This window comes from Hymenobacter sp. B81 (assembly GCF_044628455.1).
In the GTDB taxonomy this organism is placed as follows: Bacteria; Bacteroidota; Bacteroidia; order Cytophagales; family Hymenobacteraceae; genus Solirubrum.
The window spans coordinates 1,019,093-1,045,773 of record NZ_JBIYZW010000002.1; the positions used below are offsets into that span (position 1 = coordinate 1,019,093).

At 63.6% G+C, this 26,681-nt stretch carries 30 protein-coding genes and 1 tRNA gene; 17 read left to right on the top strand and 14 right to left on the bottom strand.

Annotation, left to right across the window (positions count from 1 at the left end):
- Positions 1-170: 170 nt before the first annotated feature.
- Both ACE191_RS15490 and ACE191_RS15495 read left to right on the top strand, forming a co-directional pair.
- A complete protein-coding gene (locus ACE191_RS15490; RefSeq protein WP_400193145.1) occupies positions 171-941 on the top strand; it encodes an EamA family transporter in 771 nt (256 codons plus the stop codon).
- Between the two features lie 38 nt (positions 942-979).
- Positions 980-1,519 (top strand): YbaK/EbsC family protein, encoded by a 540-nt coding sequence (locus tag ACE191_RS15495; protein ID WP_400193146.1) that lies wholly within the window; start codon positions 980-982, stop codon positions 1,517-1,519.
- A gap of 118 nt (positions 1,520-1,637) precedes the next feature.
- Here ACE191_RS15495 and ACE191_RS15500 read toward each other — a convergent pair.
- From ACE191_RS15500 to pheS, 4 genes are all read right to left on the bottom strand, one after another.
- Positions 1,638-1,711, bottom strand: a tRNA-Asn gene (locus ACE191_RS15500).
- Positions 1,712-1,806: 95 nt separating this feature from the next.
- Positions 1,807-2,253 (bottom strand): hypothetical protein, encoded by a 447-nt coding sequence (locus ACE191_RS15505; RefSeq protein ID WP_400193147.1) that lies wholly within the window; start codon positions 2,251-2,253, stop codon positions 1,807-1,809.
- 55 nt (positions 2,254-2,308) lie between these two features.
- Positions 2,309-3,175 carry a 3-hydroxyacyl-CoA dehydrogenase family protein gene (locus tag ACE191_RS15510; RefSeq protein ID WP_400193148.1) on the bottom strand — a complete coding sequence of 289 codons (867 nt, stop codon included), beginning with the start codon at positions 3,173-3,175 and terminating at the stop codon, positions 2,309-2,311.
- A 100-nt stretch (positions 3,176-3,275) separates the two neighbouring features.
- Positions 3,276-4,403, bottom strand: coding sequence for a phenylalanine--tRNA ligase subunit alpha (pheS, locus tag ACE191_RS15515; protein ID WP_400193149.1), 1,128 nt, complete (start codon positions 4,401-4,403; stop codon positions 3,276-3,278).
- A 127-nt stretch (positions 4,404-4,530) separates the two neighbouring features.
- Between pheS and ACE191_RS15520 the strand changes: the two genes are divergently transcribed.
- Positions 4,531-4,851 (top strand): hypothetical protein, encoded by a 321-nt coding sequence (locus ACE191_RS15520; RefSeq protein ID WP_400193150.1) that lies wholly within the window; start codon positions 4,531-4,533, stop codon positions 4,849-4,851.
- A gap of 118 nt (positions 4,852-4,969) precedes the next feature.
- Positions 4,970-5,410, top strand: coding sequence for a hypothetical protein (locus tag ACE191_RS15525; RefSeq protein WP_400193151.1), 441 nt, complete (start codon positions 4,970-4,972; stop codon positions 5,408-5,410).
- 92 nt (positions 5,411-5,502) lie between these two features.
- Here ACE191_RS15525 and ACE191_RS15530 read toward each other — a convergent pair whose 3' ends face one another.
- Positions 5,503-6,780 (bottom strand): M16 family metallopeptidase, encoded by a 1,278-nt coding sequence (locus ACE191_RS15530; RefSeq protein ID WP_400193152.1) that lies wholly within the window; start codon positions 6,778-6,780, stop codon positions 5,503-5,505.
- A 154-nt stretch (positions 6,781-6,934) separates the two neighbouring features.
- On the opposite strand from ACE191_RS15530, the gene ACE191_RS15535 reads away from it, so the two are divergent.
- A complete protein-coding gene (locus tag ACE191_RS15535) occupies positions 6,935-7,432 on the top strand; it encodes a hypothetical protein (protein WP_400193153.1) in 498 nt (165 codons plus the stop codon).
- Here ACE191_RS15535 and ACE191_RS15540 read toward each other — a convergent pair.
- Positions 7,429-7,608 (bottom strand): hypothetical protein, encoded by a 180-nt coding sequence (locus ACE191_RS15540; RefSeq protein ID WP_400193154.1) that lies wholly within the window; start codon positions 7,606-7,608, stop codon positions 7,429-7,431. The two genes, ACE191_RS15535 and ACE191_RS15540, sit on opposite strands and share 4 nt — an antisense overlap.
- A 190-nt stretch (positions 7,609-7,798) precedes the next feature.
- On the opposite strand from ACE191_RS15540, the gene ACE191_RS15545 reads away from it, so the two are divergent.
- The 4 genes from ACE191_RS15545 to ytxJ all read left to right on the top strand — a co-directional run bounded on the left by ACE191_RS15545 (position 7,799) and on the right by ytxJ (position 10,973).
- A complete protein-coding gene (locus tag ACE191_RS15545) occupies positions 7,799-9,778 on the top strand; it encodes a thiamine pyrophosphate-dependent enzyme (protein ID WP_400193155.1) in 1,980 nt (659 codons plus the stop codon).
- A gap of 99 nt (positions 9,779-9,877) precedes the next feature.
- On the top strand, positions 9,878-10,216 hold the full coding sequence (locus ACE191_RS15550) for a hypothetical protein (RefSeq protein WP_400193156.1): 339 nt from the start codon (positions 9,878-9,880) through the stop codon (positions 10,214-10,216).
- 79 nt (positions 10,217-10,295) lie between these two features.
- Entirely contained in the window at positions 10,296-10,634 is a 339-nt protein-coding gene (locus tag ACE191_RS15555; RefSeq protein ID WP_400193157.1) for a hypothetical protein, read from the top strand.
- Entirely contained in the window at positions 10,635-10,973 is a 339-nt protein-coding gene (ytxJ, locus tag ACE191_RS15560) for a bacillithiol system redox-active protein YtxJ (protein WP_400193158.1), read from the top strand.
- An 80-nt stretch (positions 10,974-11,053) separates the two neighbouring features.
- On the opposite strand, the gene ACE191_RS15565 is transcribed toward ytxJ, so the two are convergent.
- Positions 11,054-11,461 (bottom strand): OsmC family protein, encoded by a 408-nt coding sequence (locus tag ACE191_RS15565; RefSeq protein WP_400193159.1) that lies wholly within the window; start codon positions 11,459-11,461, stop codon positions 11,054-11,056.
- A 110-nt stretch (positions 11,462-11,571) separates the two neighbouring features.
- Here ACE191_RS15565 and ACE191_RS15570 point away from each other — a divergent pair, with 110 nt between their 5' ends.
- Together ACE191_RS15570 and lipA are read left to right on the top strand one after the other, a co-directional pair.
- A complete protein-coding gene (locus ACE191_RS15570; RefSeq protein WP_400193160.1) occupies positions 11,572-12,348 on the top strand; it encodes a hypothetical protein in 777 nt (258 codons plus the stop codon).
- A 159-nt stretch (positions 12,349-12,507) separates the two neighbouring features.
- Entirely contained in the window at positions 12,508-13,410 is a 903-nt protein-coding gene (lipA, locus tag ACE191_RS15575; protein ID WP_400193161.1) for a lipoyl synthase, read from the top strand.
- A 137-nt stretch (positions 13,411-13,547) separates the two neighbouring features.
- Here the strand turns inward: lipA and ACE191_RS15580 are convergent, their stop codons facing one another.
- A complete protein-coding gene (locus tag ACE191_RS15580) occupies positions 13,548-14,147 on the bottom strand; it encodes a DUF4136 domain-containing protein (RefSeq protein WP_400193162.1) in 600 nt (199 codons plus the stop codon).
- A 204-nt stretch (positions 14,148-14,351) separates the two neighbouring features.
- Here ACE191_RS15580 and ACE191_RS15585 point away from each other — a divergent pair, with 204 nt between their 5' ends.
- Positions 14,352-14,639 (top strand): SH3 domain-containing protein, encoded by a 288-nt coding sequence (locus ACE191_RS15585; RefSeq protein WP_400193163.1) that lies wholly within the window; start codon positions 14,352-14,354, stop codon positions 14,637-14,639.
- Positions 14,640-14,731: 92 nt separating this feature from the next.
- Positions 14,732-15,028 (top strand): hypothetical protein, encoded by a 297-nt coding sequence (locus tag ACE191_RS15590; RefSeq protein WP_400193164.1) that lies wholly within the window; start codon positions 14,732-14,734, stop codon positions 15,026-15,028.
- Between the two features lie 92 nt (positions 15,029-15,120).
- Here ACE191_RS15590 and gcvP read toward each other — a convergent pair whose 3' ends face one another.
- Positions 15,121-18,048, bottom strand: a complete 2,928-nt coding sequence (gcvP, locus tag ACE191_RS15595) for an aminomethyl-transferring glycine dehydrogenase (protein WP_400193165.1) — start codon at positions 18,046-18,048, stop codon at positions 15,121-15,123.
- Between the two features lie 207 nt (positions 18,049-18,255).
- Between gcvP and ACE191_RS15600 the strand changes: the two genes are divergently transcribed.
- A complete protein-coding gene (locus ACE191_RS15600; RefSeq protein WP_400193166.1) occupies positions 18,256-19,494 on the top strand; it encodes an NAD(P)-dependent oxidoreductase in 1,239 nt (412 codons plus the stop codon).
- A gap of 97 nt (positions 19,495-19,591) precedes the next feature.
- Here ACE191_RS15600 and ACE191_RS15605 read toward each other — a convergent pair whose 3' ends face one another.
- From ACE191_RS15605 to ACE191_RS15615, 3 genes are all read right to left on the bottom strand, one after another.
- Entirely contained in the window at positions 19,592-20,434 is an 843-nt protein-coding gene (locus tag ACE191_RS15605) for a DUF1206 domain-containing protein (protein ID WP_400193167.1), read from the bottom strand.
- A 98-nt stretch (positions 20,435-20,532) separates the two neighbouring features.
- Complete coding sequence (locus ACE191_RS15610) at positions 20,533-21,186, bottom strand: hypothetical protein (protein WP_400193168.1); 654 nt, start codon at positions 21,184-21,186, stop codon at positions 20,533-20,535.
- A 23-nt stretch (positions 21,187-21,209) separates the two neighbouring features.
- Positions 21,210-21,962, bottom strand: a complete 753-nt coding sequence (locus ACE191_RS15615; protein WP_400193169.1) for a hypothetical protein — start codon at positions 21,960-21,962, stop codon at positions 21,210-21,212.
- Between the two features lie 217 nt (positions 21,963-22,179).
- Here ACE191_RS15615 and ACE191_RS15620 point away from each other — a divergent pair, with 217 nt between their 5' ends.
- A complete protein-coding gene (locus tag ACE191_RS15620; protein ID WP_400193170.1) occupies positions 22,180-23,718 on the top strand; it encodes a hypothetical protein in 1,539 nt (512 codons plus the stop codon).
- A 55-nt stretch (positions 23,719-23,773) separates the two neighbouring features.
- On the opposite strand, the gene ACE191_RS15625 is transcribed toward ACE191_RS15620, so the two are convergent.
- On the bottom strand, positions 23,774-24,052 hold the full coding sequence (locus ACE191_RS15625; protein ID WP_400193171.1) for a hypothetical protein: 279 nt from the start codon (positions 24,050-24,052) through the stop codon (positions 23,774-23,776).
- Between the two features lie 247 nt (positions 24,053-24,299).
- On the opposite strand from ACE191_RS15625, the gene ACE191_RS15630 reads away from it, so the two are divergent.
- Positions 24,300-24,701 carry a hypothetical protein gene (locus ACE191_RS15630; RefSeq protein ID WP_400193172.1) on the top strand — a complete coding sequence of 134 codons (402 nt, stop codon included), beginning with the start codon at positions 24,300-24,302 and terminating at the stop codon, positions 24,699-24,701.
- Positions 24,702-24,778: 77 nt separating this feature from the next.
- Entirely contained in the window at positions 24,779-25,789 is a 1,011-nt protein-coding gene (locus ACE191_RS15635; RefSeq protein ID WP_400193173.1) for a hypothetical protein, read from the top strand.
- Here the strand turns inward: ACE191_RS15635 and ACE191_RS15640 are convergent.
- Positions 25,786-26,211 carry a hypothetical protein gene (locus ACE191_RS15640; protein WP_400193174.1) on the bottom strand — a complete coding sequence of 142 codons (426 nt, stop codon included), beginning with the start codon at positions 26,209-26,211 and terminating at the stop codon, positions 25,786-25,788. The genes ACE191_RS15635 and ACE191_RS15640 overlap by 4 nt on opposite strands.
- Between the last annotated feature and the right edge of the window lie 470 nt (positions 26,212-26,681).

A 26,681-nucleotide genomic window follows, 5' to 3' on the forward strand; every position in this document is an offset into this window, starting at 1 on the left:
TGTATTCGCCTCGCACCGCCCCCGAACTTTGTACTGCCCAGGGCTACCCACTTCCCGGCCTTGGAGCGTGTGTTGTGACAAAAGCTACCCGTATGCCTGCGCTGCCAGCGGTCCTGCTCTCTATCGTGAGCGTGCAGGCGGGCGCTGCTCTGGCCAAAGGGCTATTTCCATTGTTGGGGGCCGCCACCACCACGAGCCTGCGCATCGGTGTGTCGGTGCTGGTATTGCTGGCGGTGGTTCGGCCACGCCTGGGACGGTTGCAGCCGGCACAGTGGCGTGCTGTGGTGCCCTACGGCCTGTCGTTGGGGCTGATGAACCTACTGTTCTACTCGGCCCTAGCCCGTGTGCCGCTGGGCTTGGCCGTCACGGTCGAGTTCATCGGCCCGTTGGGCTTGGCTCTGGCGGGAGCGCGCCGCTGGGTGGATGTAGTGTGGGCGGTACTCGCCGCCACGGGCATTTGCCTGATTGCCCCGTGGAGCGGTCAGGGCCTCGACCCGTGGGGACTCGGATTGGCGCTGGCGGCCGGTGGGTGCTGGGCAGCCTACATCGTGCTGAGCCGGCGCACGGCCACCCTGCTGCCAGGTCAGCAAGGGGTTGCCGTTGGTATGCTGGTGGCCCTGGTGCCGGTGCTGCCGTTTGGCGTGGCCAGTGGTGGGTTTCAACTACTGACGCCCCACCTGCTGCTGCTGGGGGCCTTGTTGGCGCTGTTTTCCAGCGTGCTGCCGTTCTCGTTGGAGCTGCACGCGCTCAAAACCATGTCCACGCGCACGTTCAGTATTCTGATGAGCCTGGAGCCCGTTGCGGCGGCGTTATCGGGCTGGCTGCTGCTGGGCGAGCAACTAACTACGGGGCAGTGGCTGGCAGTGGCCTGCATCGTGGCCGCGAGCGTGGGAGCAACGCAAACTACCCCGCATCCTGCTCAACTCGCTGCCGGCGAGTAAACCGCGCAATCTTTCGCGTTCCTTCCTTAAAGTCACCTATGTTTTTCATCAGCGACATTCAAACGACTGCTCCGGCTACTTGTACTACGCTCTTGCAGGCGCAGGTGTACGCGACCCTACAGGCCGCTGGCGTGCCCTTCGAGCGGGTGGATACGGACGAAGCTATTTCGATGGCGGACTGCCTGCTCATCAACCAGCAACTGCGGGTCGAAATAGTCAAAACGCTGTTGCTGTGCAACCGCCAGCAAACCGCATTTTACCTGCTGGTCACGGCGGCCGCCAAACCCTTCGATACGAAAGCCGCGAGCAGCGCTCTGGGCGTCGCCCGGTTGTCGTTTGCTCCAGCGGAACGGCTTCAGACGCTGCTGGGCACCACGGTCGGCGCTGCGACCATCTTCGGGGTGTTGCTGGACCCGGAGAACCAAGTACAGGTCGTCGTGGACGAAGAAGTGGCGGTGGTCGAGTGGTACGGGTGCAGCGACGGCACGACCACGGGGTACATGAAGCTCCCGACGGATTGGGTCATGCACGGGCTGCTTCCACAAGCAAATCATCAGCCCATTATCATTCCGCTCTAAAGCTGCTCACTCAACTGGCTATTGGGGCATTTCGTCAGCGTTGTCCCGTGAGCTGTACCACCAACAAAGAGAAAGCCCGATAACAAACTGAACTTCAGTCTATTATCGGGCTTCTTTGCGCTCCCTCCTGGGCTCGAACCAGGGACCCTCTGATTAACAGTCAGATGCTCTAACCGGCTGAGCTAAGGAAGCGGTTATGGCGGCGGTTGATTGCCGTTGCGGGTGCAATATTAAGGCCTTCGGCTTGATTCCGCAAACTATTACCGCAAAAAAAAATGCCGACGCTACTAGTTGGTGATGCTCAGCTGGTTGCCACTGAGGGCCGTCACGTACTGGCGTAGAGGGCGCCGGGCCGGCCCTCCCGTGGTCTGTCCATAGAGGTCGAACGTGGAGCTGCAGCAGGAATCGACCATGTACAAGCCCGATTGGTCCATGCTGACTTTGGCGCAGTCGTCGTAGGGCTGGTAGGGGCAGTTGCGCTCGAAGGCTAGGTACTGCTGGGCGTTCTGGCGCACCACGATGATGCCCCGCACGCCGGCGTTCAGGTAGATATAGCCCCGGTCGAAGCGCAGCGGGGCGGCTTCCTGGTTGGTGAGGTACACCACTTCGTTGACGATGGCTGAGGGAATGAGCGGCTCGGGCGTGGAGCTGGACGAGCAGCTGCCGAGGCCCGCCAACACTACCAGCAGGCCGGCTCGCGCAACGATCGAGGAAAAAAAGGGTGACGGCTTCATAGCAGGTGGGGCTCCGACGCTTAACGCCGCAGGGGCGGTTTTCCGTTCGGGCCGGCTAGTATTGATAGAAGCCCCGCCCGGTTTTGCGGCCGTGGTGGCCGGCATCCACCCGTTGCTGCTGCACGCGGCTTGGCCGGAACTTGGCGTCGTAGTGAAAGGCCGCGAACAGGGAGCTGGTGACGGCGAAGTTGGTGTCGACGCCGATCAAGTCCATGAGGCGGAAGGGGCCCATGCGGAAACCCGTGGCCTCCAGCAGCTCGTCGACCACTTCCAGCGGGGCCACGCGCTCTTCCACGGCTTTCAGGCTCTCCACGTAGTAGTGCCGGGCCACGCGGTTCACGATGAAGCCCGGCGCGTCGGCGGCCAGCACGGGCGTCTTGCCCAGCTTCAGGGCCAGCTGCCGCACGGTTTCGGCCACCGCAGGATCGGTGGCGGCGCCTGAAATGACCTCGACCAGGGGCATAAGCGGGGCGGGGTTGAAGAAGTGCATGCCCACCACGCGCTCGGGCTGCCGTACCGGCGCGGCCAGCTGGGTGATGGGAAAGGTACTGGTGTTCGACGCCAGGATGGTGCGCGGGCCATTACAGGCCGCCAGGTCGGCAAACAGCTGGTGCTTTACGGGCAGCTGCTCCACCACGGCTTCGATGATGAGGTCGGCGCACACCGCATCCAGCTCGTTCACGGTTTGCAGGCGGCCGAGAGCGGCGGCGCGCTCTTCCGCCGTCAGGCGGCCCTTTTCTTCCAGCTTGCCCAAGCCGGCTTCGATGGACTGCCGGGCCCGCAGCAGGGTGGCCTGGTTCAGGTCGAACAGCTGGGTGGGGTAGCCGGCCTGCACGCACAGCTGCGCGATACCCGCACCCATGGTACCGGCGCCGACGACGGCAATTTTCTGAATGGCGGAAAGCGAGTAGGAATCGGGCATGGCAGCGGGAAGGCAGGGAAGACGGGCCGAAAAATACAACTGTCGCCCCACACCCGTGCAGGGCACGGCGCGGGGCGACAGCGGGCCGGCGGAGGCGGGCTTAGTGAATGGCCTCGAACTGGCGCAGAAAGCGCATATCGTTCTGGGTGAACAGACGCAGGTCCTTGATCTGGTACTTGAGCATGGTGGGGCGCTCCAAGCCCATGCCGAAGGCAAAGCCGGAGTAGCGCTCGGGGTCGATGCCGCAGTTGCGCAGCACGTTCGGGTCGACCATGCCGCAGCCCAGGATTTCAACCCAGCCGGTGTACTTGCAGATGTTGCAGCCCGCGCCCTTGCAAATCAGGCAGGAGATGTCGACCTCGGCGCTGGGCTCGGTGAAGGGGAAGTAGGAGGGGCGCATGCGCATCTTCACGTCGGCCCCGTAGAATTCCTGGGCGAAGTAATAGATGGTTTGCTTGAGGTCGGCGAAGCTCACCTTCTCGTCCACGTACAGCCCTTCGATCTGGTGGAAAACCATGTGGGCGCGGGCCGAAATGGCTTCGTTGCGGTACACCCGGCCCGGCATGATGGAGCGAATAGGCGGCTTCTGGCTCTGCATCAGGCGCACCTGCACGGTGCTGGTGTGCGTGCGCAAAAGGTGATTAGGTGATGAGGTAACAGGCGATGAGGTGACAGGTGACCCGTCTTCGTGCTGACCCGTTACCTGTTCCGTGTCACTTGTCACCTGTTCCGTGTCACTTGTCACCCCATCCGCCAGGAAGAAGGTGTCCTGCATTTCGCGGGCGGGGTGGTTCTCGGCAAAGTTCAGGGCCGAGAAGTTGTGCCAGTCGTCCTCGATTTCGGGTCCCTCGGCCACGTTGAAGCCGATGCGGGCGAAAATGCGCACGATTTCATCGCGGGTAAGGCTCAGCGGGTGGCGCGTACCCAGGGCGCCCGGCACCGGCGGCAGGGTGTAGTCGTAGCCCGGGTCGGCGGGCTGGGCTGCGGCCTCGTCTTCGAGCTGCTGACGGCGCTGGTCAAACTTTTCCTGGGCCCGTTGCTTGAGCTGGTTAAGCTGCTGGCCCACGGCGCGGCGGTCTTCGGCCGGCACCGATTTGAGCTGGTCGAAAAGGTCGGCAATGCGGCCCTTGCGGCCGGTATAGGCAATGCGAAACTGGTCGAGCTGCTGCGCCGTCGTAACGTCGTAGGCCTCGATTTCCTGGCCGAGCTGTTGAATCGTGTCCTGCATATCGCCGGCAAAGATAGCCGCCGGCCGCCACCGCTGGCAACGGTCCGGGCCGGGCGCTGGCACATCCCCGGCGGGGGCAGCGCCGTATCAGGCTGACCGACTTCGGCTTCACCTTAATTCCTGCGCCATGCTACGTACCCTGCTGACTCCCTTTTTGTTGACCGCGGCCCTGGCCCTTGTCGGTGCCGACGCGGCGCAGGCCCAGACCCGCAACCGCTCGGGCCGCGGCTACGCCGCCCGCCCGGTGCCCCGCAACTCCGAAGACGTGAAGCTGGCCCCCGGCATGCGCCTGGGCCGCCCCATGCCGCTCACCACCGACTACATGGGCCGCCCGCTCAAGCCCAAAAACAAACTGACCTCGGCCAGCAAGCCCGCGGTGAAAGCCGGCAGCACTTCGCTGCGCTCCACGGCCACGCCCGCCAAGACCAGCAGCCGCAAAAAACGCTAGCGGCTATATAGGAAAATCGGTTTCTATTAAGCTCAGCAATAAGAACTTATGTGTCCGCGTCGGTGGTTTGCACGTACAAGCGGTGGTATTCCGTTCACCCTTCTACTTTCTCAACCCCATGACACGGCTGACTTTCCTTGTGCTGTTGATGACGATGGCTTTCACGGGGGCCCACGCTCAACAGAAACCGACGACTAAAAAGCAAACCACCACCTCGAAGGCGGCCACCAAGCCCGCTACCGACGAATGGGGTACGCCCAGCCAGTCCGACGCGGCCAACCCCGTATCGGACGCGCCGGCCACGGCCACTACCCCGGCCCCGCCAGCCAGCGGGCAAAGCACCGGCGTTGAGGCCGGGGCCAGCGGCGGTTTCGGCGGCGACTTTGGCGGGGCCAGCAACACGCCCCCGCGTATCGAGGGCATGAGCGTGGCGCCCGGCTCACCGCTGCTGCCCGCCTCGCGGCTGCGCTCCGACTACATGGGCCGGCCCATTGAGCGCAAGCCCAGTATGCGCCCCCGCAGCCAGGACTACAACAACGGCCAGCGCCGGCCCGAGTAAGTACCAGGCGCGGGTCAAGTACTGCTCCTAAACCACAGATGCCCCGGCTGGTCCAGCCGGGGCATCTGTGGTTTCAAGCGGGTTGCGCTGACTTAGGCCAGGGCCCCTTCGGCTTCGACGGGCAGGGGCTGCGGGGTGCGGGCCTGGTAGTAGAGCGTCGAGCAGTTGTCGGGGCGTAGCACTTCCTGGGCGGCGGCCAGCACGTCGGCGGGCTGCACGGCCTGAACGCGGGCGCTTTCCTGGTTGATGAGGTCAGCGTTGCCGATCAGCTTGTAGTAGGCCAGATTCATGGCGCGGTTCAGCAGCTCTACTTCGCCGAACACGATGCTGGCTTCGGCCTGGTTTTTCACTTTCTCCAGCTCGTCGGGGGCCACGGCTGTCTGGCGCAGCTCGGCCACTACTTCCTCCACGGCGGCGTCGGCCTCGGCCAGGCTCACGCCGGCGTTGAGCTTGCCGCTGATGACCAGCAGGCCCGGCTCCAGGGAGCCGCTGACGGAGGCCGAAATGCCGTTGAACAGCGGGCGTTCCTTCACCAGGCGCTGGTACAGGCGCGACGACTTGCCCCGGCCCAGCACGTCGCTGAGCAAATCGGCGGCGAAGTAGGCTTCGTCGGCGCGGCCGGGCATGTGGTACACTTTATAGAGGGCGCTCAGCGGCACGTCGGCCTCCACCGTGAGGCTGCGGGCTTCGGTCTGGCGCGGCTCGCGCGGCAACTGCCGCTCGTAGCGTACGCCGGCCTCGATGGGGCCGAACCACTTCTCGGCCAGGCGCTGCACCTCGGCCAGCGTGACCGCGCCGGCCACCACCAGGATGGCGTTGGCGGGCGAGTAGTGCTTCTGGAAAAAGGCGCGCACCTGCGGCATGGTAGCGTTTTCGATGTGGCCGATTTCCTGGCCGATGGTGGGCCAGCGGTAGGGGTGCTGCTGGTAGGCCAAGGGGCGCAGCTTCAGCCACACGTCGCCGTAGGGCTGGTTGAGGTAGGTTTGCTTGAACTCTTCCACCACCACCTTGCGCTGCACGTCGAGGCCCTGCTCCGAGAAAGCCAGGCTCAGCATGCGGTCCGACTCGAGCCAGAAGCCGGTTTCGATGTTCGGGGCCGGCAGGGTGAGGTAGTAGTTGGTAATGTCGGGCGAGGTGAAGGCGTTGTTTTCGCCGCCCACGCGCTGCAGGGGCTCGTCGTAGCTGGGAATGTTGACCGAGCCCGAGAACATCAGGTGCTCGAAGAGGTGGGCAAAGCCGGTGTGGGCGGGGTCTTCGTCGCGCGAGCCCACGTTGTAGAGCACGTTGAGCACGGCCATGGGCTGGGTGAAGTCCTCGTGCACGATGCAGCGCAGGCCGTTGGCGAGGGTAAATTCCTGGAAGTGGATCATAGGGTCAGCAGGCGGAGCGCCCGGGAAACGGAACGAGGCTACAACCTACGAAACCGGCCGCAGGTTCGGTGGGCGGTGGGCCCTTGACTATATCCGGCGCTTTGCCTAAACTGCTCACGCCCACCCATTCTTTCCATCTTATCCTTTTCGTACCATGCCCAAAGGCAACCACTTTACCGCTGCGGTGGCGGCGAACAACGTCACGGCCGCCGGCCAATCCATCAAGGACCTCCAAAGCGCGCTCAGCTTCGTGCCCCAGCAGCCCGTGAGCCTGCTCACCTCCGCCACCATCTCGCCCGAGCGCCTGCCCCTGGCCGATGCGGCCCTGCAGGCCGCCGAGCAGGCCCCCGACGTGATGCGCAAATCCACCAACCCCGAGCAGCTGCGCGCTAAAATCGTGGCCTACCGCCACCTGCACACGCTGCGCAACCAGCTGCAACCCGAGCTGACCCGCCTCGACAACGCCCTGAACGTGCTTGGCTCCGACATCATCTTTCAGGTCAACAACATCCACGAAGACATCAAGAAAGACAACGGCGAAACCGCCGACTTGGGCGAGCTGCGCCAGCAGGTTGCCGCCTACTACGCCAAGTCGAACACCCGTAAGACCGGCGGCCCTAAACCCAAAGCGACCAGCCCCGAACCGGCCTAGGCCGCGCGGCTTTCCACCCGGCCGCTACCCCCAACAGCCTTCGCAACCACCTTTTCGGTGCTTGCGAAGGCTGTTTTGCTGATTGCAATGACCAAATCGGTCGTTGCAATGACCGATTTGGTCATTGTGATGACCGTTTCGGTGCTTTGGATGACCGTTTTGGTGGTTGCAACCATCGTTTTGGTCCTTGCAAGGACCGATTCGGTGCTTGGGATGACTGAAAAGGTCCTGGCAACGACCGTTTCGGTGATAAACAGCCGCCAAGGGGCGGCAGGTGCGGGTCGGGAATCGGCGCCGGGCGGCCTTCGCCCTTTCGCCCAACCTTCTACCTTTGCCCGCCTAACCCAACCGGCCCTTTCCCACCCCATGCAATTCGACCGCAAAGACTACTCCAACGACGAGCTGCTGCGCCTCTACGAAGGCCTCGTAAAGCCGCGCATGATCGAAGAGAAAATGCTCATTCTGCTGCGCCAGGGCAAGGTGAGCAAGTGGTTTTCGGGCATCGGGCAGGAAGCCATTTCGGTGGGCTCGACCCTGGCCCTGCACCCCGACGAGTACATCTTGCCCCTGCACCGCAACCTGGGCGTGTTTACCGGCCGCCAGCTGCCGCTCGACCAGCTCTTTGCCCAGTGGCAGGGCAAGAAAACCGGCTTCACCAAGGGCCGCGACCGGTCGTTCCACTTCGGCACCAACGAGCACCACATCGTGGGCATGATCAGCCACCTGGGGCCCCAGCTGGCCGTGGCCGACGGCATTGCCCTGGCCTCGAAGCTCGATGGCGCCGGCAAGGTAACGGTGGTGTATAGCGGCGACGGCGGCGCCTCCGAGGGCGACTTCCACGAGGGCCTGAACGTGGCCGCCGTGTGGCAGCTGCCGGTCATCTTCATCGTCGAAAACAACGGCTACGGCCTCTCCACGCCCTCGAACGAGCAGTTCCGCCACGGCTACTTCATCAACAAGGGCCCGGCCTACGGCATCGAGGCCGTGCAGGTCGACGGCAACAACGTGCTGGAGGTGTACGACACGGTGCGCCGCCTCGCCGAAGACATCCGCCAGAACCCGCGGCCCGTGCTGCTGGAGGCCCTCACCTTCCGCATGCGCGGCCACGAGGAAGCCTCGGGCACCAAGTACGTGCCCCAGGAGCTGTTCGACGAGTGGGCCCAGAAAGACCCGGTGGAGAACTTCGAGCGCTACCTCATGGCCGAGGGCGTGCTCGACGAGGAAGCCAAGCAGCGCTACCGCCGCACCATCAAGGACGAGATTGACGAGGCCTGGCGCGTGGTGTTCGACACGCCCGAGGTAACGGCCGACACCCCGGAGGAAGTGGCCGACATGTACAAGCCCTTCGTGGCCCCCGACCACAGCCCCGCCCCCGGCGCCCCGCGCACCGACAAGCGCTACGTCGACGCCATCTCCGATGGGCTGCGCCAGAGCATGGAGCGCTACCCCGAGCTGGTGCTCATGGGCCAGGACATTGCCGAGTACGGCGGCGTGTTCAAGATTACTGACGGCTTCGTGGCCCAGTTCGGCAAGGAGCGGGTGCGCAACACCCCGCTCTGCGAGTCGGCCATCGTGGGCACGGGCCTGGGGCTGAGCATCAAGGGCAAAAAGGCCATGGTGGAAATGCAGTTTGCCGACTTCGTGACCTGCGGCTTCAACCAGATTGTAAACAACCTGGCCAAAAGCCACTACCGCTGGGGCCAGCACGCCGACGTGGTGGTGCGCATGCCTACCGGCGCCGGTTCGGCCGCCGGGCCCTTCCACTCGCAGAGCAACGAAGCCTGGTTTGTGCACACCCCGGGCCTGAAGGTGGTGTACCCCAGCACCCCCTACGACGCCAAGGGCCTGCTGGCCGCCGCCATCGAAGACCCCAACCCGGTGATTTACTTCGAGCACAAGCTGCTGTACCGCTCCATCTCCGAGCCGGTGCCCGACGAGTACTACACCCTGCCCATCGGCCAGGCCCGCCTGGCCCGCGAAGGCCAGGAGCTGAGCATCATCACCTACGGCCTGGGCGTGCACTGGGCCCAGAAGCTGGCCGACGAGATGGGCCTGGACTGCGACATCCTGGACCTGCGCACCCTGCTGCCCTGGGACGAGGCCGCGGTGCGCCGCACGGTGGAGAAAACCGGCCGCGTGATTCTGCTGCACGAAGACACGCTCACCGGCGGCATCGGCGGCGAAATCGGCGCCTGGATTGCCGAGCACTGCTTTACCTCGCTCGACGCCCCCATTCAGCGCGTGGCCTCGCTCGATACGGCCATTCCCTTCGCGCCGCCCCTGGAAAAGAATTTCCTGGCCGACGCCCGCCTGCGCCAGTGCGTGGAAAAGCTGCTGGCGTACTAGGCGGCTCGATTCACGGCGGCTGCGCCCGGTGGGGGCGGGCCGGCGGCAACGCAAAGGCCGGGGCATATGTGCCCCGGCCTTTGTAATTTTCGCTCTCTTATGGTGCTCGTTGTGCTGCGCTCGTCTTCCTTGTTTTCGCTTCGTCGGCTCTGGTGGCTGGGGCTGGTGCTGCTGGTGCTGGCCGGCGCGGCTACGGGCTGCAGGCCCTACCGCCTGCCCACCCCCAAGGGCCCGGTGATGCCCAAGCAGAAGCGCAAAAAGGCCGCCGCGCCCGTCGAAGCCGCCGCCGACGGCACCGATATGTCGGCGAGCAAGGAGCCGGCCAAGGTGCAGCGCAACAGCTACGACCGCAACGGCCTGCTCAAAAAGCCCAAGCTGGAGCGGCGCAAGCTCAAGAAAAAAGTGGGGCAGCGGCGCATCTTCGGCATTACGTTCTAAGCATCAGGCCCCAGCCGCACCCCGGGCGGCCCTTCTCCCGTACAAGAATCCGGTTTTCCGGCTATATCCCCCGCGTCTCATGGTTCGTCTGCTACGTAGCTCCTCATTCGTTGCCGTTCTGCTGAGTGCCCTGCTGGCGCAGCCGGTCACCGCCCAGATTACCGACAGCAAGCACAACCGCAGCCAAGCCCGCAAGGCCCTGCGCGATGCCCGCAAGTACCCCGCCGCCGAAGACCTGCGCCGCGCCCACCTGGCGGTGGACAAGCAGGCCATGCGCCCCGGGGAAAGCGGCCAGCGCGTGCGGAACCCCGAGGACGAGCGCAACCGTTACCGCTTCGACAACACCGGCACCGCCCGCGTGAGCGACCCGTCGTTTCAGGCCAACCGGCGCAAGAAGAAACCCCAACCGACCGAATAAATGCAGTGGATTCCGCTTACCCAGCCCGAGCAGCTGACCGACATCGTGCGCGAGTCGGCCGAGCAGCCCGTCGTGATTTTTAAGCACAGCACCTCCTGCTCCATCAGCGCCATGGCCAAAACCCGCCTGGAGCGCCAGTGGCCCGACGCCGACCTGGGCCAGGTGAAAACCTACTACCTGGATTTGCTGCGCTACCGGCCCATTTCCAACGAAATAGCCCAGCAGTTCGACGTGCGCCACGAGTCGCCTCAGCTGCTGCTGATTCGCGATGGAAACTGCCACTACAGCGCCTCGCATATGAACATCCAGCTCGGCGAAATCCGCCGGCAGCTGCTGTAAAACGCTGGGGCGCCCCCGCGGCAGCTCGGTCCGGCTACCAGCCGCACCAGCCGCTGCGGGGGCGCCCCGGTTTTGCCGGCTTAGGCCTCGTAGGAAAACTGAACCGTCTGGCGGATTTCGGGGTTCAAACTCAGAGCCACCGGACAGGTGCGGGCGGCGCGTTCGAGCAGGGTGCGCTTCTCGGTGGGCAGCGCGGCCGGCATGCGAAACAGCAGCTCGATTTCGATGATGCGGCGCGGGTCGGCGGCCATGTGCTTGGTCACGTCGAACGTTACGCTCGTCAGATCCAGCGCGTGGCGCTCGGCTACGATGCCCATGATGGTCATCATGCAGGCGCCCAGAGCGGTGCACACCAGGTCGGTAGGGGAGAAGGCCTCGCCCCGGCCGTGGTTGTCCAGCGGAGCGTCGGTGTGAATGGTGGTGCCCGAGGCGACGTGGGTGGCTTCGGTACGCAGTTGGCCGGCGTAGCGGGCGGTGGCAGTGCTCATAAAGTTTTGAAAACGTCAGACGTATGCGTTCAAAATTACGTACTTTCGGAAAGGCGCGGCCCGCGGGCAGGCGCGCCGTTTTTGCCCACTCCTTGCTTTCTGCTGTAGCCGTGCGTACTCGTACCCTGCTGTTTTTCGGTTTGCTGCTGGCAGCCGTCGTGGCCGCGGTGCCCACGGCTTCGGCTCAGGATGCCCAGGAGAAAGTTGGCTACCGCAAGGAGCTGACCTACGGCATCAACTTCAACTCCAACGCCGGCCTGATTGGCGGCGTGGCGCTGCGCTCCATGCGGGTGCTCAACGACGACTGGTCGCGCTTCTGGATGGTGGAAGGCGTGGAAGTGAAGCACCCCAAAGAAATCCGGGTGGCCAACAACTTCGGCGGCATCTACGTGGTGGGCAAAAGCAACTACCTATTTGTGCTGCGGCCCACTTTCGGCGTGCAGCGCACCGTGTTCCGCAAGGCTCCCGACTCAGGTGTGCAGATCAGCGCCCTGGCCGGCGCCGGCCCCTCGGTGGGGCTGCTGCTGCCCTACTATGTGTACTACGACTACTCGGAGCCCAACCCCGGCCGCCCCAACTCGGCACCCGACGACATCCGCGCCGAGCAGTTTGACCCCGGCACCAACAAGCCCATTTACGACCGCGCCCCGCTGTTTTCCGGCATACACGAGCTGAAGCCCAAAGTCGGGGCCCACGTGCGCGGCGCGCTCAACTTCGAGTACGGCCGCTACCGCGACACCGTGGCAGGCCTCGAAGCGGGCGTAGTGCTCGAAGCCTACACCTCGCCGCTCACCATCCTGCGCTCGGCCCAGCTCACCAACAAGCAGCTCAACGACCAGGTGTTTTCCTCGCTGTATGTGACGCTCTACATCGGGCACCGCAACTAAGCTGGTAATTATTGCGCCCGCCCCGTCGACTTTTCGGGCGCTGAGCGGTTAATGCAGGAACGAAACGGGCCTCGGGGCCCGTTTTTTGTGTTCCGCCGCGGGCTGCTAACCCGGCTTATCGGGCCCGTGCTCTGCCGATTCCGCGTTACCTTTGCATTCATGGACGAACTCCTGCTACTCCCCGTCATTCAACCCGAAGCCGCTGCGCCCGCCAAACCGCGCAAGCCCGACTGGCTGCGCGTGAAGCTGCCTGTGGGCCCGGCCTACGCCAACGTGCGCAAGCTGGTGGACGAGCACAAGCTGCATACCATCTGCGAATCGGGCAACTGCCCCAACATGGGCGAGTGTTGGGGAGCCGGCACGGCTACCTTCATGATTCTGGGCAACGTGTGCACGCGCTCCTGCTCGTTCTGCGCCGTGGCCACCGGCCGCCCCAACGAGTATGACCTCGACGAGCCGCGCCGCGTAGCCGAGGCCATCAAGCTCATGGGCGTCAAGCACGCCGTCATCACCTCCGTTAACCGCGACGAGCTGAAGGACCGCGGGGCCAGCGTGTGGTACGAAACGGTGGTGCAAACCAAGCAGCTTTCGCCCGCTACGACCATCGAAACCCTGATTCCCGACGTGAAAGCCAACTGGGCCGCGCTCGATACGATGATTGCCGGCGGCCAGGAAGTGGTGTCGCACAACATGGAAACCGTGGGCAGCCTCTATCGTCTGGTGCGTCCGCAGGCCAAGTACGACCGCAGCCTCGAGCAGATTCGCCGCACCAAGGAGGCCGGCAAGCGTACCAAGTCGGGCATTATGCTGGGCCTGGGCGAAACCAAAGACGAGATGTATCAGGCCATGGACGACCTGGCCGCCAACGGCCTCGACATCCTGACGCTGGGCCAGTACCTGCAGCCGACCAAGCGCCACATCGAAGTAGCCGAGTTCATTCACCCCGACCTGTTTGCCCACTACAAGGAAGAGGGCCTGCGCCGGGGGCTGAAGTACGTGGAAAGCGGCCCCCTGGTGCGCAGCTCCTACCACGCCGAGCGCCACGTAAACGTGCCGATTTAACGGCCGCAACTGAACGCAAAAGCCCGCCGGTTCATGTTGAGCCGGCGGGCTTTTGCATGCGGGTACCATTGACCAGCCTTTCTGAAACTGCAACGCCCGGTCAGTAACCGGGCGTTGACCTATCAGCATAGGGAAAACTAGCGGCGGGCAGTGTTGTCACTGGGGGGGAAGTCGCCCAGCACACCGGCTACAATGCGGTTTACTTCGGCTTCCGAAATTGTCTGCTGGTCAACCTGGGTCTGGCCGTAACCGCGCCACACCAACTCCTTACGCTTGGCATCTACGATGTCGATAATGACGTTGCCGGCTTTGTAGTCGGTTACCTGGTTCCAGCGGCTGGCGCCGGGGCCGTACCAGAAAGGGTAGTAGGCATAGGGGCCGTAGGCGTTGGGGTTGGTGCGCTGTTTGTCCTCTACGCGGGCGCTGTAGGCCACGAACACATCGGGGCTCTTTTCTACCAGGGTCAGGCCCTTGCGCTTCATCTCAGCATCCACGGCCGCGCGCATGCGCTTATCGAAAAACGAGTTGTAACCCTTGGCCGGGCCGCCCTCGGCGTCGGTAGGCTGATCGGGGTACCAGCCCCAGGTTTTATAAGCACGGAAGTTCACGGCGTGGTCGAAGTCGGATGTGACGCCCACGCGCGGCACCGAGGCGCAGCCACTGGCACCCAGCAGCAGGCTCAGGCCTACCGCGGCCAAAGCCAGAGGACGAGCCAGAAGTTTAGGAAAACGGTTCATGTCAGTAAATCAGAGGAAGTGGAAAATCAGCTGGTCGGGGCGGAAGAAGGCCGGACCGACCGCTGCATTTTCAACAGCAATCAAGGGCGTGCCGTTCCCCCTTTGCTGGATTGAAGTCAGGAGTTTAGAATATTAAAAGCCAATTTTATTTTGAATTAATACATATGAATTGAATATTACGGCTCTGCACTTTCCCCTACCGCTATGAAAAATCTACTCTGGATGGCTTTGCTCGGCAGCGCCTGCGCCACCTCCAAGGACGATGTCGCTGTGATTCCGCACCGCGCCGAGCCCGTGGAGCGGCAGACTAACACCCAATGTGGCCTGTACACCACGGCCAGCACCCAGTCGGAGATGCTGACCACCGTCGACAGCGGCGCGCGGGTGCTGGTGCTCGACTCAACCAACGCCTACTTCGTGCGGGCCAGCCTGAGCAAGGACGGCAAGACCGTAACCGGCTACATGTTCCGGGCCTGCCTGGCCCGGCGCTAAGCCACCGGACGCTTCCGGCCGCAAGAAGCCGCCTCCTGCCTATTGGCTGAGGCGGCTTTTTCGGTATCTTCCCCCAAACATAATCCTCCCCTATGCGAAAAATTCTACTCTTCTTCGCGGCTGCCTCCCTGGCGGCCTGCAGTACGGCCAAAGACGATACTTCCTCGGGAAGTCGGGGCGGCGGCACTCCCGTGGCGCGCAATACCGTGGTGGAATGCATTCTGTACGACGGCATGAAGAAAGACTCTCCCCAGCTCATGACCGTCGCCTCCGGCATGGAGGTGCAGGTGATGGACACAGTTGACGCCTACTTCGTAAAAGCCCGCGTAACCGACCCCACCGGTAAAGCCCAGACCGGTTTCCTGTACCGTAGCTGCTTCGGCCGCTAACCCTTCTTCCCCCTCTTTTCCACCCCGCCAAAAACACAACGCCCGGCACCATTGCGGTGCCGGGCGTTGCTGGTTTAAGTAGCCAGGTCTGCTTAGTACGACGGCCCTTTGTCGGTGGGCACCAGGTGCTCTTCCTGGTCGACGTAGGCCTCGATGGGCGTGCAGGCGCAGATCAGGTTCCGGTCGCCAAAGGCCGAGTCAATGCGCGACACCGAGGGCCAGAACTTGAAGCGGCGGGCAAAGTCGGTGGGGTAGGCGGCCTGCTCGCGCGAGTAGGGGCGCGTCCACTCCTGGTGCAGCAGCACGGCGGCGGTGTGGGGAGCGTGCTTGAGCAGGTTGTCCTTGGCATCGGCGCGGCCTTCCTCCACTTCGCGGATTTCCTGGCGGATCTTGATCATGGCCTCGCAGAAGCGGTCCAGCTCCTCCTTGCTTTCCGACTCCGTGGGCTCCACCATCAGCGTGCCCGCTACCGGGAATGACACGGTGGGCGCGTGGAAGCCATAGTCCATCAGGCGCTTGGCAATGTCCTCGACCTCAATGCCGGCCTTTTTGAAGTGGCGGCATTCCAGAATCATTTCGTGGGCGCAACGGCCGTTGGCGCCGGTGTACAGCACCGGGTAGTGCTCCTCCAGGCGGGCCTTCAGGTAGTTGGCGTTCAGAATAGCCGTCTGGGTAGCTGCCTTCAGCCCGTCGCCGCCCATCATGTTGATGTAGGCGTAGCTAATAGGCAGGATGCTGGCCGAGCCCCAGGGCGCCGCCGACACGGCACCGCCCGAGCGGCCATCGGCATCGACCACCACGTGGCCGGGCAGGTAAGGCGCCAAGTCGGCTACCACGCCGATGGGACCCACGCCGGGGCCGCCGCCGCCGTGGGGGATGCAGAAGGTTTTGTGCAGGTTCAGGTGGCACACGTCGGCACCGATGTTGGCGGGCGAGGTGAGGCCCACCTGGGCGTTCATGTTGGCGCCGTCCATGTACACGCGGCCGCCGTGCTCGTGAATCAGCTGGCAGATGTCGATGATGCTTTCCTCGTACACGCCGTGCGTCGAGGGGTAGGTCACCATCAGGCAGCTCAGGTTGGCCGAGTGCTTCTCGGCCTTTTCCTTGAGGTCGTTCAGGTCAATTTCACCCTGCTCGGTGCTTTTCACCACCACGATGTTCATGCCGCACATGGCCGCCGAGGCGGGGTTGGTGCCGTGGGCCGAGGCCGGAATCAACGCCACGTTGCGGTGGAAGTCGCCGCGGGCTTCGTGGTAGGCTTTAATCACCAGCAGGCCGGCGTACTCGCCCTGGGCGCCCGAGTTGGGCTGCAGGCTCACCGCGTCGAAGCCGGTGATTTCGCACAGCCAGGCTTCCAGGTCCCGGAAAATCTGGGCGTAGCCCTGGGCCTGCTCGCGCGGGGCAAAGGGGTGCAGCTGACCAATTTCGGGCCAGGTCACCGGAATCATCTCGGCGGTGGCGTTGAGCTTCATGGTGCAGGAGCCCAGCGAAATCATCGAGTGCGTCAGGCTCAGATCCTTGTTCTCCAGCTGCTTCATGTAGCGCAGCAGCTCGTGCTCGGAGTGGTGCGTGTTGAAGACCGGGTGCGTGAGATACTCGCTCGTGCGAATCAGTTCCTTGGGCCAGCTCAGCTCGGCATCGACGGGGGCGTCGGCCGTTTCGGCCGGCGTGGGCAGGTGCTTGCCGAGCACCTTGGCGAAGGCGCGCAGGATGTCGGCCACATCCTCGGCGTCGGTTTTCTCGTGCAGCGAAATGCCCACGTTGGCGTCGGCAAAGTAGCGCAGGTTGATGCCTTGGGCTTCCAGCTCGGTTTGCAGGGCCTGGCGCAGCTCAGAGCTTTCCAGGCTCAGGCTGATGGTGTCGAAGTAGTTTTCCACGTTCAGCCCGAGGCCCAGCTCCTGCAGGCCGCTGGCCAGCTGCCGGGTGAGCAGGTGCACGTTCGAGGCAATCTGCTTCAGGCGCTCCGGGCCGTGGTACACGGCGTACATGCCGGCAATAACCGACAGCAGCACTTGGGCGGTGCAGATGTTGGAAGTGGCTTTTTCGCGGCGGATGTGCTGCTCGCGGGTTTGCAGGGCCATGCGGTAGGCCTTGTTGCCGGTTGCATCCACGCTCTGGCCGATGATGCGGCCGGGAATCACGCGCTTGTAGGCGTCCTTGGTAGCCAGGAAGCCGGCGTGGGGGCCGCCGTAGCCCAGCGGTACGCCGAAGCGCTGCGAGTTGCCCACCACGGCATCGGCCCCCATCTCGCCGGGCGAGGTGAGCAGCGTCAAAGCCAGCAGATCGGCCGCCACGACCACGAACTGGCCGTTGTCGTGAGCCTGGGCAATAAAGTCGGTGTAGTCGAACAGCTCGCCGTCGGCAGCGGGGTACTGCACAATGGCGCCGAACAGGTTGTCGTCCGCGAGGTCGGCGCTGCGGTGGTCGCCGATGACCAGCTCGATGCCCAGCGGCGTGGCGCGGGTGCGCAGCACGTCGATGGTTTGGGGCAGCACCTGGTCGGAGACGAAAAACTTGGTAGCGTTTTTCTTCTTGGTCAGGCCGTGGAACATGTTCATGGCCTCGGCGGCGGCGGTGCCCTCGTCGAGCAGGCTGGCGTTGGCAATTTCCAGGCCGGTCAGGTCAATTACCATGGTCTGGTAGTTGAGCAGGGCTTCGAGGCGGCCCTGGGCAATTTCGGCCTGGTAGGGCGTGTAAGCCGTGTACCAGCCGGGGTTTTCCATGATGTTGCGCAGGATGACCGGCGGCATCTGGGTGTCGTGGTAGCCCAGCCCGATGAAGGAGCGGAACACCTGGTTCTGGCCGGCAATCTGCTTGAACTTATGCAAAAACTGCCGCTCAGTGAGGGCGGCAGGCAGGTTCAGCTCGTGCTTCAGGCGGATGCGGGCCGGTACGGTTTCGTTGATGAGCTGCTCGACGGAGTCTACGCCGATGGTTTGCAGCATCTCGGCCACGGCCACCGCGTCAGGACCATTGTGGCGGTCAACGAACACGTCGGCGGGCTTGAAGGACAACTTCATACAGAAAACGAATGGGTTGGCGGGGAAAACGGGCCTCGGAAAGACCCGAACAAAGGTAGGCCAAAAGCCTCCACCCCTAAACCATTTTCCGGGCAAAAAGTGCGACCCGTCTGCCGGCTTGCTGGTCGGTCCTGCGGCGGCGCGCGGGCCGGCATCCGGCCGAAACCAATAGATTTGCCGTTCCCACACCCTTAGTTTCTTACCGCAATGTCAACCATCAAGCTCGGGCTTATTCGCGAGGGTAAAGTACCCGTAGACCGCCGGGTGCCGCTTACGCCCAAAAAATGCGTGGAAGTGCAGCAAGCCTGGCCGCAGGTGCGCGTGGTGGCCCAAAGCAGCGACATCCGCAGCTACAGTGACCAGGAGTACCGCGACCTGGGCCTGGCCGTGCAGCCCGACGTGACCGATTGCGACGTGCTCATGGGCGTGAAGGAAGTGCCCGTGGCCCAGCTCGTGCCCAACAAAACCTACCTGTTCTTTTCGCACACGGTAAAAAAGCAGCCCGCCAACCGCGAGCTGCTGCGCCAGATCCTGCAGAAGAACATCACCCTGATCGACTACGAGATGCTCACCAACGGCCGGGGGGAGCGAATCGTGGCCTTCGGGCGCTGGGCCGGCATCGTGGGGGCCTACAACGGGCTGCTGACCTACGGCCGCAAGCACGGCCTCTACCAGCTCAAGCCCGCCTACCAGTGCACCGACCTCGACGACATGCAGGAGGAGTACTTCAAGGTGAAGGCGCTGCCGCCCATCAAGATTGCCGTAACCGGCTCGGGCCGGGTGGCGCAGGGGGCGCTGGAGGTATTGGAGAAGATGGGCCTGCGCCGGGTGAGCGTGTACGACTACCTCTACCTCGATTTCGCCGAGCCCGTGTACACCCAGCTCCGCTCTTCGGATTACAACCGGCGCCGCGACGAGCGGGTGTGGGATACGCCCGACTTTCACCAGCACCCCGGCGAGTACGAATCGACCTTCGGCAAATACCTGCCGGTAACCGATCTGCTCATTGCCTGCGCCTACTGGCACCCCGAGGCCCCGCGCCTGTTCACCGAGGCCGACACCCGCCGCCCCGACTTCCGCATTACCACCATTGCCGACGTAACCTGCGACATCGACGGCTCGATTCCTACTACCAAGCGCAGCACCAGCATTCCGGAGCCGGCATTCGACTACAACCCCGCTACCGGGGAGCTGGAGCCGGCGTACTCGCGGCCCGCCAACATCACCGTCATGGCCGTGGATAACCTGCCCTGCGAGCTGCCGCGCAACGCGTCCCGCGACTTCGGCCGCCAGCTCATCGACAACGTGCTGCCCCACCTGTTCGGCGGCGACCCCGAAGGCGTGATTGAGCGGGCTACCATTGTCCGCAACGGCCAACTCACTCCGCGCTACGAGTACCTGCGCGACTACGCCAGCGAAGCTGCGCCCGTAGCCGCCGCGCACTAACCTCTCTTTCACTAAAAAAGCCCCGGCCGCGGTTGAATCGCGGCCGGGGCTTTTTTAATGCACTGGGTTGAGTGAGGATCTGTTCTGGTTAGCGCACTTATACGCCGCGCAGGATGGGATACTTGGCCCGCACAATCATGTAAAGGCCGTAGCAAACGAAGCCCAGGGCCACTATCACCAGCACGCCGGTTCCCATCGAGGCCAGCAGATCGAAGGCCTGCTCGGTGTCCTGGGCTTGGCGCGGATTGGCCTGCAGGGCGGCCTGGAGCATGAAGTAGCCCAGAATACCCCACACAATGCCGCGGGCCGTGTAGCCGAGCTGGCCCATGCGGTGAACCAGCCGTTGCTGCTCGGCCGGCAGGCTGCCGGAATTGACGTGCTTGGCAAACGAGCCCGAGTAAGCCCGGTAAATCTGATACAGGCCCGCGCCCGCCAGGCCCAGCGCCACGGCCCCTACCAGCCACTGGCCGAAGGGCTGCTCGAGCAGCGTGGCCACCAACGACTGGCGGGTGCTGCCGCCGCTACCGGCTCCGGCGTCGGTGTTTTCGAAGGCCGCCCGGCCCGCGTAGTAAGCCAAGCCCGCGTAAATCAGCCCGCTGAAGGCAAAGCTGGCCCGTTGCGCCAGACCCTTGGCGTCGTGGCCCTTGCCCTCGGTGTCGCGAATGGCCTGGGTGAGCCGCCAGATGACGTAGCCGGCGAGGCCTAAGGCCACCAAGCCCAGCAGCCAGCGGCCCATGGGCATGTCCTGAATGGTTTGCAGCACCTGCTGCTTGTCGGCGGTGCGGCCGCCGCGCAGGCCGGTGGCGGCCATCACGGCCAGCGCCCCCAGCAGAATATACACGACGCCCTTGGCCGCAAAGCCGAACCGGGCCAGCGTCCGCAGACCCTGGGAAGGCGTGCCCGGCAGGTAGGAGGCCGCCGAAGAAGTTAAAGTAGTCATGGCCCTGAGAGTGGTTGAGTCGAAAATCATCCATACGGCGCTGCGGCCCGGATGGATAGATTGACCACCTCGTTCAGGACTAGGTTTGCGCGGTCTGTTTACCGGGTAATGGAAGCAAACAGCAGCACGAGCAGCGCAATCTGCGTGCCCACCGCCGCCCCGAATCCGGCCGCAGCCTTGCCAAGCTTGCGGTTCTGGGCTTGGCGGCGGTAGCCTTGCAAATAGGCCGCATCGTCGAGCAGGCCGGGTTGGGGAGCCACCAGGGTAGCACGCTTCGGCGGGGTGGCCGCAATGGCTGCTCCCGCGCCAATACCGGCGTACGCGCCCAGGAAGGTGGCGCCGTAGGTGCCCCAGAAAACGCCCTTGGGTGGCACGTAATAAGCGCGGGCGTCGTTGCGACCCCGGGCAATTCGCTCGGACTCCGACAGCCCGGCCAGCGGCGAGGCCGCCGCGGCTGCGGGCTCCGCAGCAGGGCGCATCAACTCCCGCGTGCCGTTGGCAAACCGAATCAGGAAGATTTCCTGCCGGGCCAAGCTCAGCGTATCGCCGGTTTGGAGCACCGAGTCGGTCAAGGCCAGGTACCGAACCTGCTGCGGGCCCACCAGCAGTACTTTGGCCGGTAGTTCACTGCCATCAATACGCAGGATAACGTCGGGTACGGAGCGAGCCGCTGGCGCGGAAGTGGCGGGTTGCTGGGCCTGAACGCGGAAAGCAGCGCCCAGCAGTAGGCAGAAAAGCAGGCGGGAGGTCATCGGAGGCGGGGAAACGCGGTGGGCTAGGGGCGGCGGGTGGTGAAGCCCATCAGCAGGCTGATGCGGGCGCCGCCGTTGCCGGGTACTGCGGCCAGGGTAATGGGGAAGTTGACGCCGCTCTGGGTGCGGATGGTGGCCCCGGCCGCCAGGGCCACGCCGGCGCTGACCGGCGTCAGGTTAGGGCCAATGCCCAGCTCGAAGCCCTTCGGACCGCGGATGCCCAGCAGCGCGTTCAGGCTGGGAACAAATTTGCCCTGCTCCAGCCCCCCGATCAGGGGCACGAACTCGAACAGCCCGGCCGTGCCGTTGGGCATGCGAAACAGGCGCGTCTCAAACTGCCAGCCAAACTGGGTCAGGAAAGGATTGAGGCGGAATTCCCGCTCGGCGTAATCGGCGGCGCCGCCGGTGAGAACGGTAAAGCCCAGGCGCGGGCCGCTGAGCTTGATGCCGTCCCAGGCGCCTTCCTGGTCGCCCGGAACTACCGGGCTGCCCGGTGGCACCGCCGGTACTGCTTTGCCCGGGGCAGGTGCAGCGGCCCCAACCGCTGGGGGCGTGATGAGGTCCTTGGTGCCGTTGGCGTATTTGATCATGAACACCTCGGCGCGCGGTACCACGAACAGCGGCCCGTCAGGGTTATCGGTGCGCTTGTAGCGGATTTCGGTGGGGGTGACTTCCAGCACCTTTACCGGCACCTCGTCGCCGTTGCGTTTGGTAAGCAGGTCCTGGGCCCAGCCGCCGAAGGGAAGCAGCAGGAGTAAAAGCAAAAGGCAGCGCATGGCAGCAGAGCAGAAATGGAAGAACAGGGGAAAAGTACGCCCGAACCGGGCAGAAACGATGGAGAATTGTGGGCTTTTTCAGGCTTTTTATTTTTGATCCAGCAACCGGTTTGCCTTGTATATCAGTGTGATAAGCGCTGGTAAAGGGACTTTAACTCTTGTGGTATTGCGCGCCCGATTGCGTAGCATTGAGGGATTTAGCCCCCGCTTCGGTTGCATGGACGACTTACGCACTACCCTCAACACCCTCTCGGCCGATGACCGCAAGGAGTTCCTGCGCTTTCTGCAGCGCCAGCGCCGCAAGGAGAAAGGCCGTCAGGACGTCCGCCTGTGCGAGCTGCTCTGGCAGCTGCGGCCGCTCGGGGCCGAGGCCCTCATTACCCGCCTGTACCCCGACGAGCCCAATGCGGTGGCCTACTACGCCCTGCGCAAGCGCCTGCTGCGACAGGTAACCGATTTTCTGCTGCTGAAGCAGCGCACCCAGGACCCCACTGCCGCGGCCACCGTGCGCGGGCAGCTCAGCCTGGCCCAGCACCTATTCGAGGCAGGCGTGCCCCGACTGGCCTGGAATACCCTGCGCAAGGCCGAGAAGCTGGCCCGTTACAACGAGCAGTACGAACTGCTGAATACGGTTTACAACCTGCAGATTGAGCACGCCCACCGGGAGCACGCCGAGCCCATTGACGACATCATCCGCCGACGCAACCTCAACAAACCCGCGGCCGACGAGGAGGAACGCGCCGCCATTGCCTACAGCCTGATGCGCCAGCGCCTGCAGCAGGCCCGCGCCCAGGGGCGCTCCGGCGCCTCGTTCGACCAGATTATGCAGGACGTGCTGCGCGAGTACGACTTGCAGGAGGCCTTTGCCCGCCGCCCCTCGCTGCTGTTCCGGCTGCTGTCCATTGCCCGCTCGGCCATGCTGGTACGCCGCGACTTTGCCACCTTCGAGCCCTTTGTGCGGCGCTGCTACCACCTGATGGAAAAGCGCCATGGCTTTGCGCCGGCGCAGCGTGCCTACCAACTGGGCCTGCTCTACATGATTGCCCACGCCCTCTATCGCAACCGCCGCTTCACCGAGTCGGTGCAGTACCTCGAGCAGCTGCACGGGCTGTTGGCCGCCGGCACCCGGGGCCACCGCGATGAATACTACCCGCGCTACATTTTTCTGCTGGCCGCCAACTACGCTTTCCTGCGCCGCAATACCGACGGTATTCAGCTGCTGAAAGATTTGCTGCGCAGTCAGGCACTCGACCCCCGCGACCAGCTCACAGCCCAACTGGCCCTGGGCTTCCATTACTTTGCCGAAGGCCGCTTTGCCCACACCAATCAGGCCCTGCACGCCATCGGCCGCTCCGACCACTGGTGCGAGGCGCGGATGGGGGTGGAGTGGCTGCTCAACAAGAATCTGGGCGAGCTGCTCACCCAGCTGGAAATGGGCCACGCCGACGTGGCTGGCCACCGGCTGCGGGCCCTGGAGCGCTTCGTGCGCGACCGGTTCGGCGCCGAAGGCGGCCAGTACCGCTACCTGCTGAGCTACCTGGCGCTGGTGCGCGACTTGATTGGGGACCCGGCCGCCGCCCAGCGGCCGGACTTTGCCGCGCGCGTTGGGCAGATGCCGCGGTTTCTACCCCTGGAGCGCGAAGATTTGCAGGCCCTGAGCTTCTATGCCTGGCTGAAGGCGCGCGCCTGCGGCCGCCCCTACTACGAGGTGCTGCTGGAGCTGGCCGAAACGCCGCCGGGCCGGGAAAATGCATAAAAAAGCCGCTGCTTCGGGGGAAGCAGCGGCTCGAAACCGTAGTCGGTAGGGCCGACTAGTGGTTGTGGGTTTCTTCAACTACACCGTTGGCGGGCTGGTCGCGTACCACGGCCGTGTCGCCTTTCTCGGGAGTTACGGCGGCGTTGGCGTCGGCGGCCACGTTGTCGGTAGCGTTTTCTACGGCGTCGCCGGCTGCTTCGGTGTTGGCAGCAGCGTCGTTGGCGGCGCTTTCAGTGGTGGCTTCGGCGTTGTCCTGGGTTTTCTCGCTGCACGAGGTGGTGGCAAATGCGCCGAAAGCAGCAACGAGCAGCAAGGTTTTGAAGGAGATTTTCATGGCAAAAGCAAGTGAAGGTGGTTGTGAATGCCGTTTAATACCGCCTCTGTACAGAGGTAACCCATCGCCCGGCAATTTTGCGCGAATCGTTTGGTAAGCCGCCGCAGCTCCAGCAGCTTTTTTCCTGAATAGGTACGCGGGGCAGCAGCCGAGGCCGTATTGGGGACCGGTCAACTTTTTCACAGCGCGGCTAGTATATCCCAGCAGCCACCGCGCTTCATTCGGCCAGGCTTTTTTTCGGCAACTTATGGACTCGCTTACGCCCACGCCCACGCATCACCCCGAATTCCAGGCCCCGCTCGACGTAACCGACGGCCAGCATTCAGCCCTGATCGACGACACCCTGGCCTTGCTCAACGACGGAGTACCCAGTAAAGAGAATGAATATGGCCTGCGCGAGATTGACCGCTGGACCGAAGTGCTACGGGCCACGGAGAAGCCTGGGCTGGCCAAGATCATTCAGGCCCTGGTAACCCTGCGCGAGCAGCTGACCGATGGCAACTCGGAAGCCCACGACGTGGCTGAAAGCCTGGCTACGCTCGGGGCCGAAACCAGCAAAGTTGCCGACGAGGCTACCGCCGGCTACGGCCCGCCCCTGGCCCAACTGGGCAAGCTGCTGATTAAGATGGGCTCTACGCTCTCGCGCTAAAGTCGAACAAGCTAAAAATACGCCGCCAGCCGCGCCCAATACGATTGGGCGCGGCTGGCGGCGTATTTTTGCGGTCTATGTCAGCTCCCGCTTCCCGTTTTGCCCTCTACGATCCTTTTGCCCGCATGCAGTTCGGCACGCCCGACTGCTTTCTGTGCGGCGCGGCGTTGAACCTGGCTACGGACACCGTACCCGTGTTTGCCGACTGGCTGATGGAGCGCTACGGCCTGGCCGCGCAGCCCATCCAGATGCTGGATCAAAGCACCTCGACTTTTGCCGAAACGCGCATTCCCTGCTGCGACGATTGCCGCGCCCGGCATATCGAGCCGCTGGAAGCCCGCGTAGCGCAGGCCACGGAAGCCAGCCCGGAAAACTTGCGCGAGCTAGACAGCCAAATCCTGTTTCTGTGGCTGGGCAAGATGTTCTATGGCATCTTCGTCAACGAGCTGGCGCGCGAGAAAGCCCCGCTGATTATGCCGCGCTACCCGCTGTCGGAAAACCGGCCGCTGTTTACGCGCTTTCGCAGCTTCTTCCAGGTGCTACAGGCCCTGCGCGTGCCCATGCGCTACGACGACTTCACGCCGGCCTCCGTGTTCCTGCTCGACGTAGCCAACGAGCCCGGCGACCCGGCGTTTGCCTACGACGACGACCTGGCCACAATGGTGTTCAGCATCCGCCTGGGCAACGTAGCCGTGGTTAGCTGCCTGCTCGACAACGCCATTATTGCCGACGTGATGCAGCGCGTACAAGCCGACGTGCAAAACCGGCCTCTGCATCCGGTGCAGCTGGCCGAATTCAAGGCCCGCGTGTACTACGGGGCCTATTTGTTTAATGCGGTACCGGAATATTTCCCGCGCCCGATGAAGCCCGGCGACGAGCAGCTGGTGCTCGATACCTTCCTCGACGACATTACCGGCGTGGTCTTTAACCCCTGGAATAATGCCGCCTACGGCCAAGCCTTAGAAAGCCTGTGGCAGCCCTGGCGCATTGGGCTGGCCGATATTCTGCGCGACCCGGCCCAGCCGCTGAGCTATTTATACGACCGTGACGGGCAGCCTTTAGTGGTGAATACTTTTCCGCTGGCCTAGCCTGCCTGCCACTGCGGAGCCGGCGTCGGCTGCGGAGCGGGTACGGGGGTGATGCGGACGTTGGACCAACGGCCGTAGTGGTCTTCGTGCTGGCCCACGAGCAGGTCGATGCCGCGCTTGAAGCGGCGGTTCATGGTGTCGTGGATGATGTAGTTGCCGTCGAGCTGGGGCGAAATGCCGTGCACGCGTACCGAGTCGCCGTAGGCAAAGGGCCCGCCCCAGCGCTCCAACAAGTCGCGCGACAGCGCAATCCAGCGGGTTTTACTGGAAGCATTCGGCGGAATCCGGGAATTGTCGGCCGTAATCAGCGGCTCCGCATCGGTCTGGTGAGTTTCGGCCATGTAAACGGTGGCCGTGACGCGGTAGGTAGGCAGCTTGCGGGGTGGGCGCTGGTAGGCTACCTGGGCTGGCGAAGGTTTCACTGCAACCATGCGCGAGGCCAGCGGCGCAAGGGGCAAGTTCCGGGAAACGGGGAGTTTGGGGGTGGGAAAAAATAGGTAGAGCAGAAAAAGCGCGATAGACATGGCTTTGGGGTTCGTGCACTCCCGCTTGTCCCTGGGGAGGATGAGGTCCGGCCGGCGCACGGTCGGGATTCATATGGGTGAAGCAGGCACTTAGCAGCGGTGCTTACCGATGTCAGAGAAGCTGAAGATAGAGGTTTGATTTTATTTTTGTGATAATTTTTATGAATTAAATTATAAAAATGCCCGTTTTAACAACTGGAGCAGGATAGGAGGGTAGCTACAACGGGTGTTGCAAAGGAAAAGTTTAAAACATGCTGCAGAGCGGGTAGGGCTGGATCTGCAGGCAGGGCGGGTTTAGAAGCCGATAAGACGCAGAGCTTCCAATGCATTACGCCGCTAGCAGCCTAAACTTGAATAGGGGGGCAAGC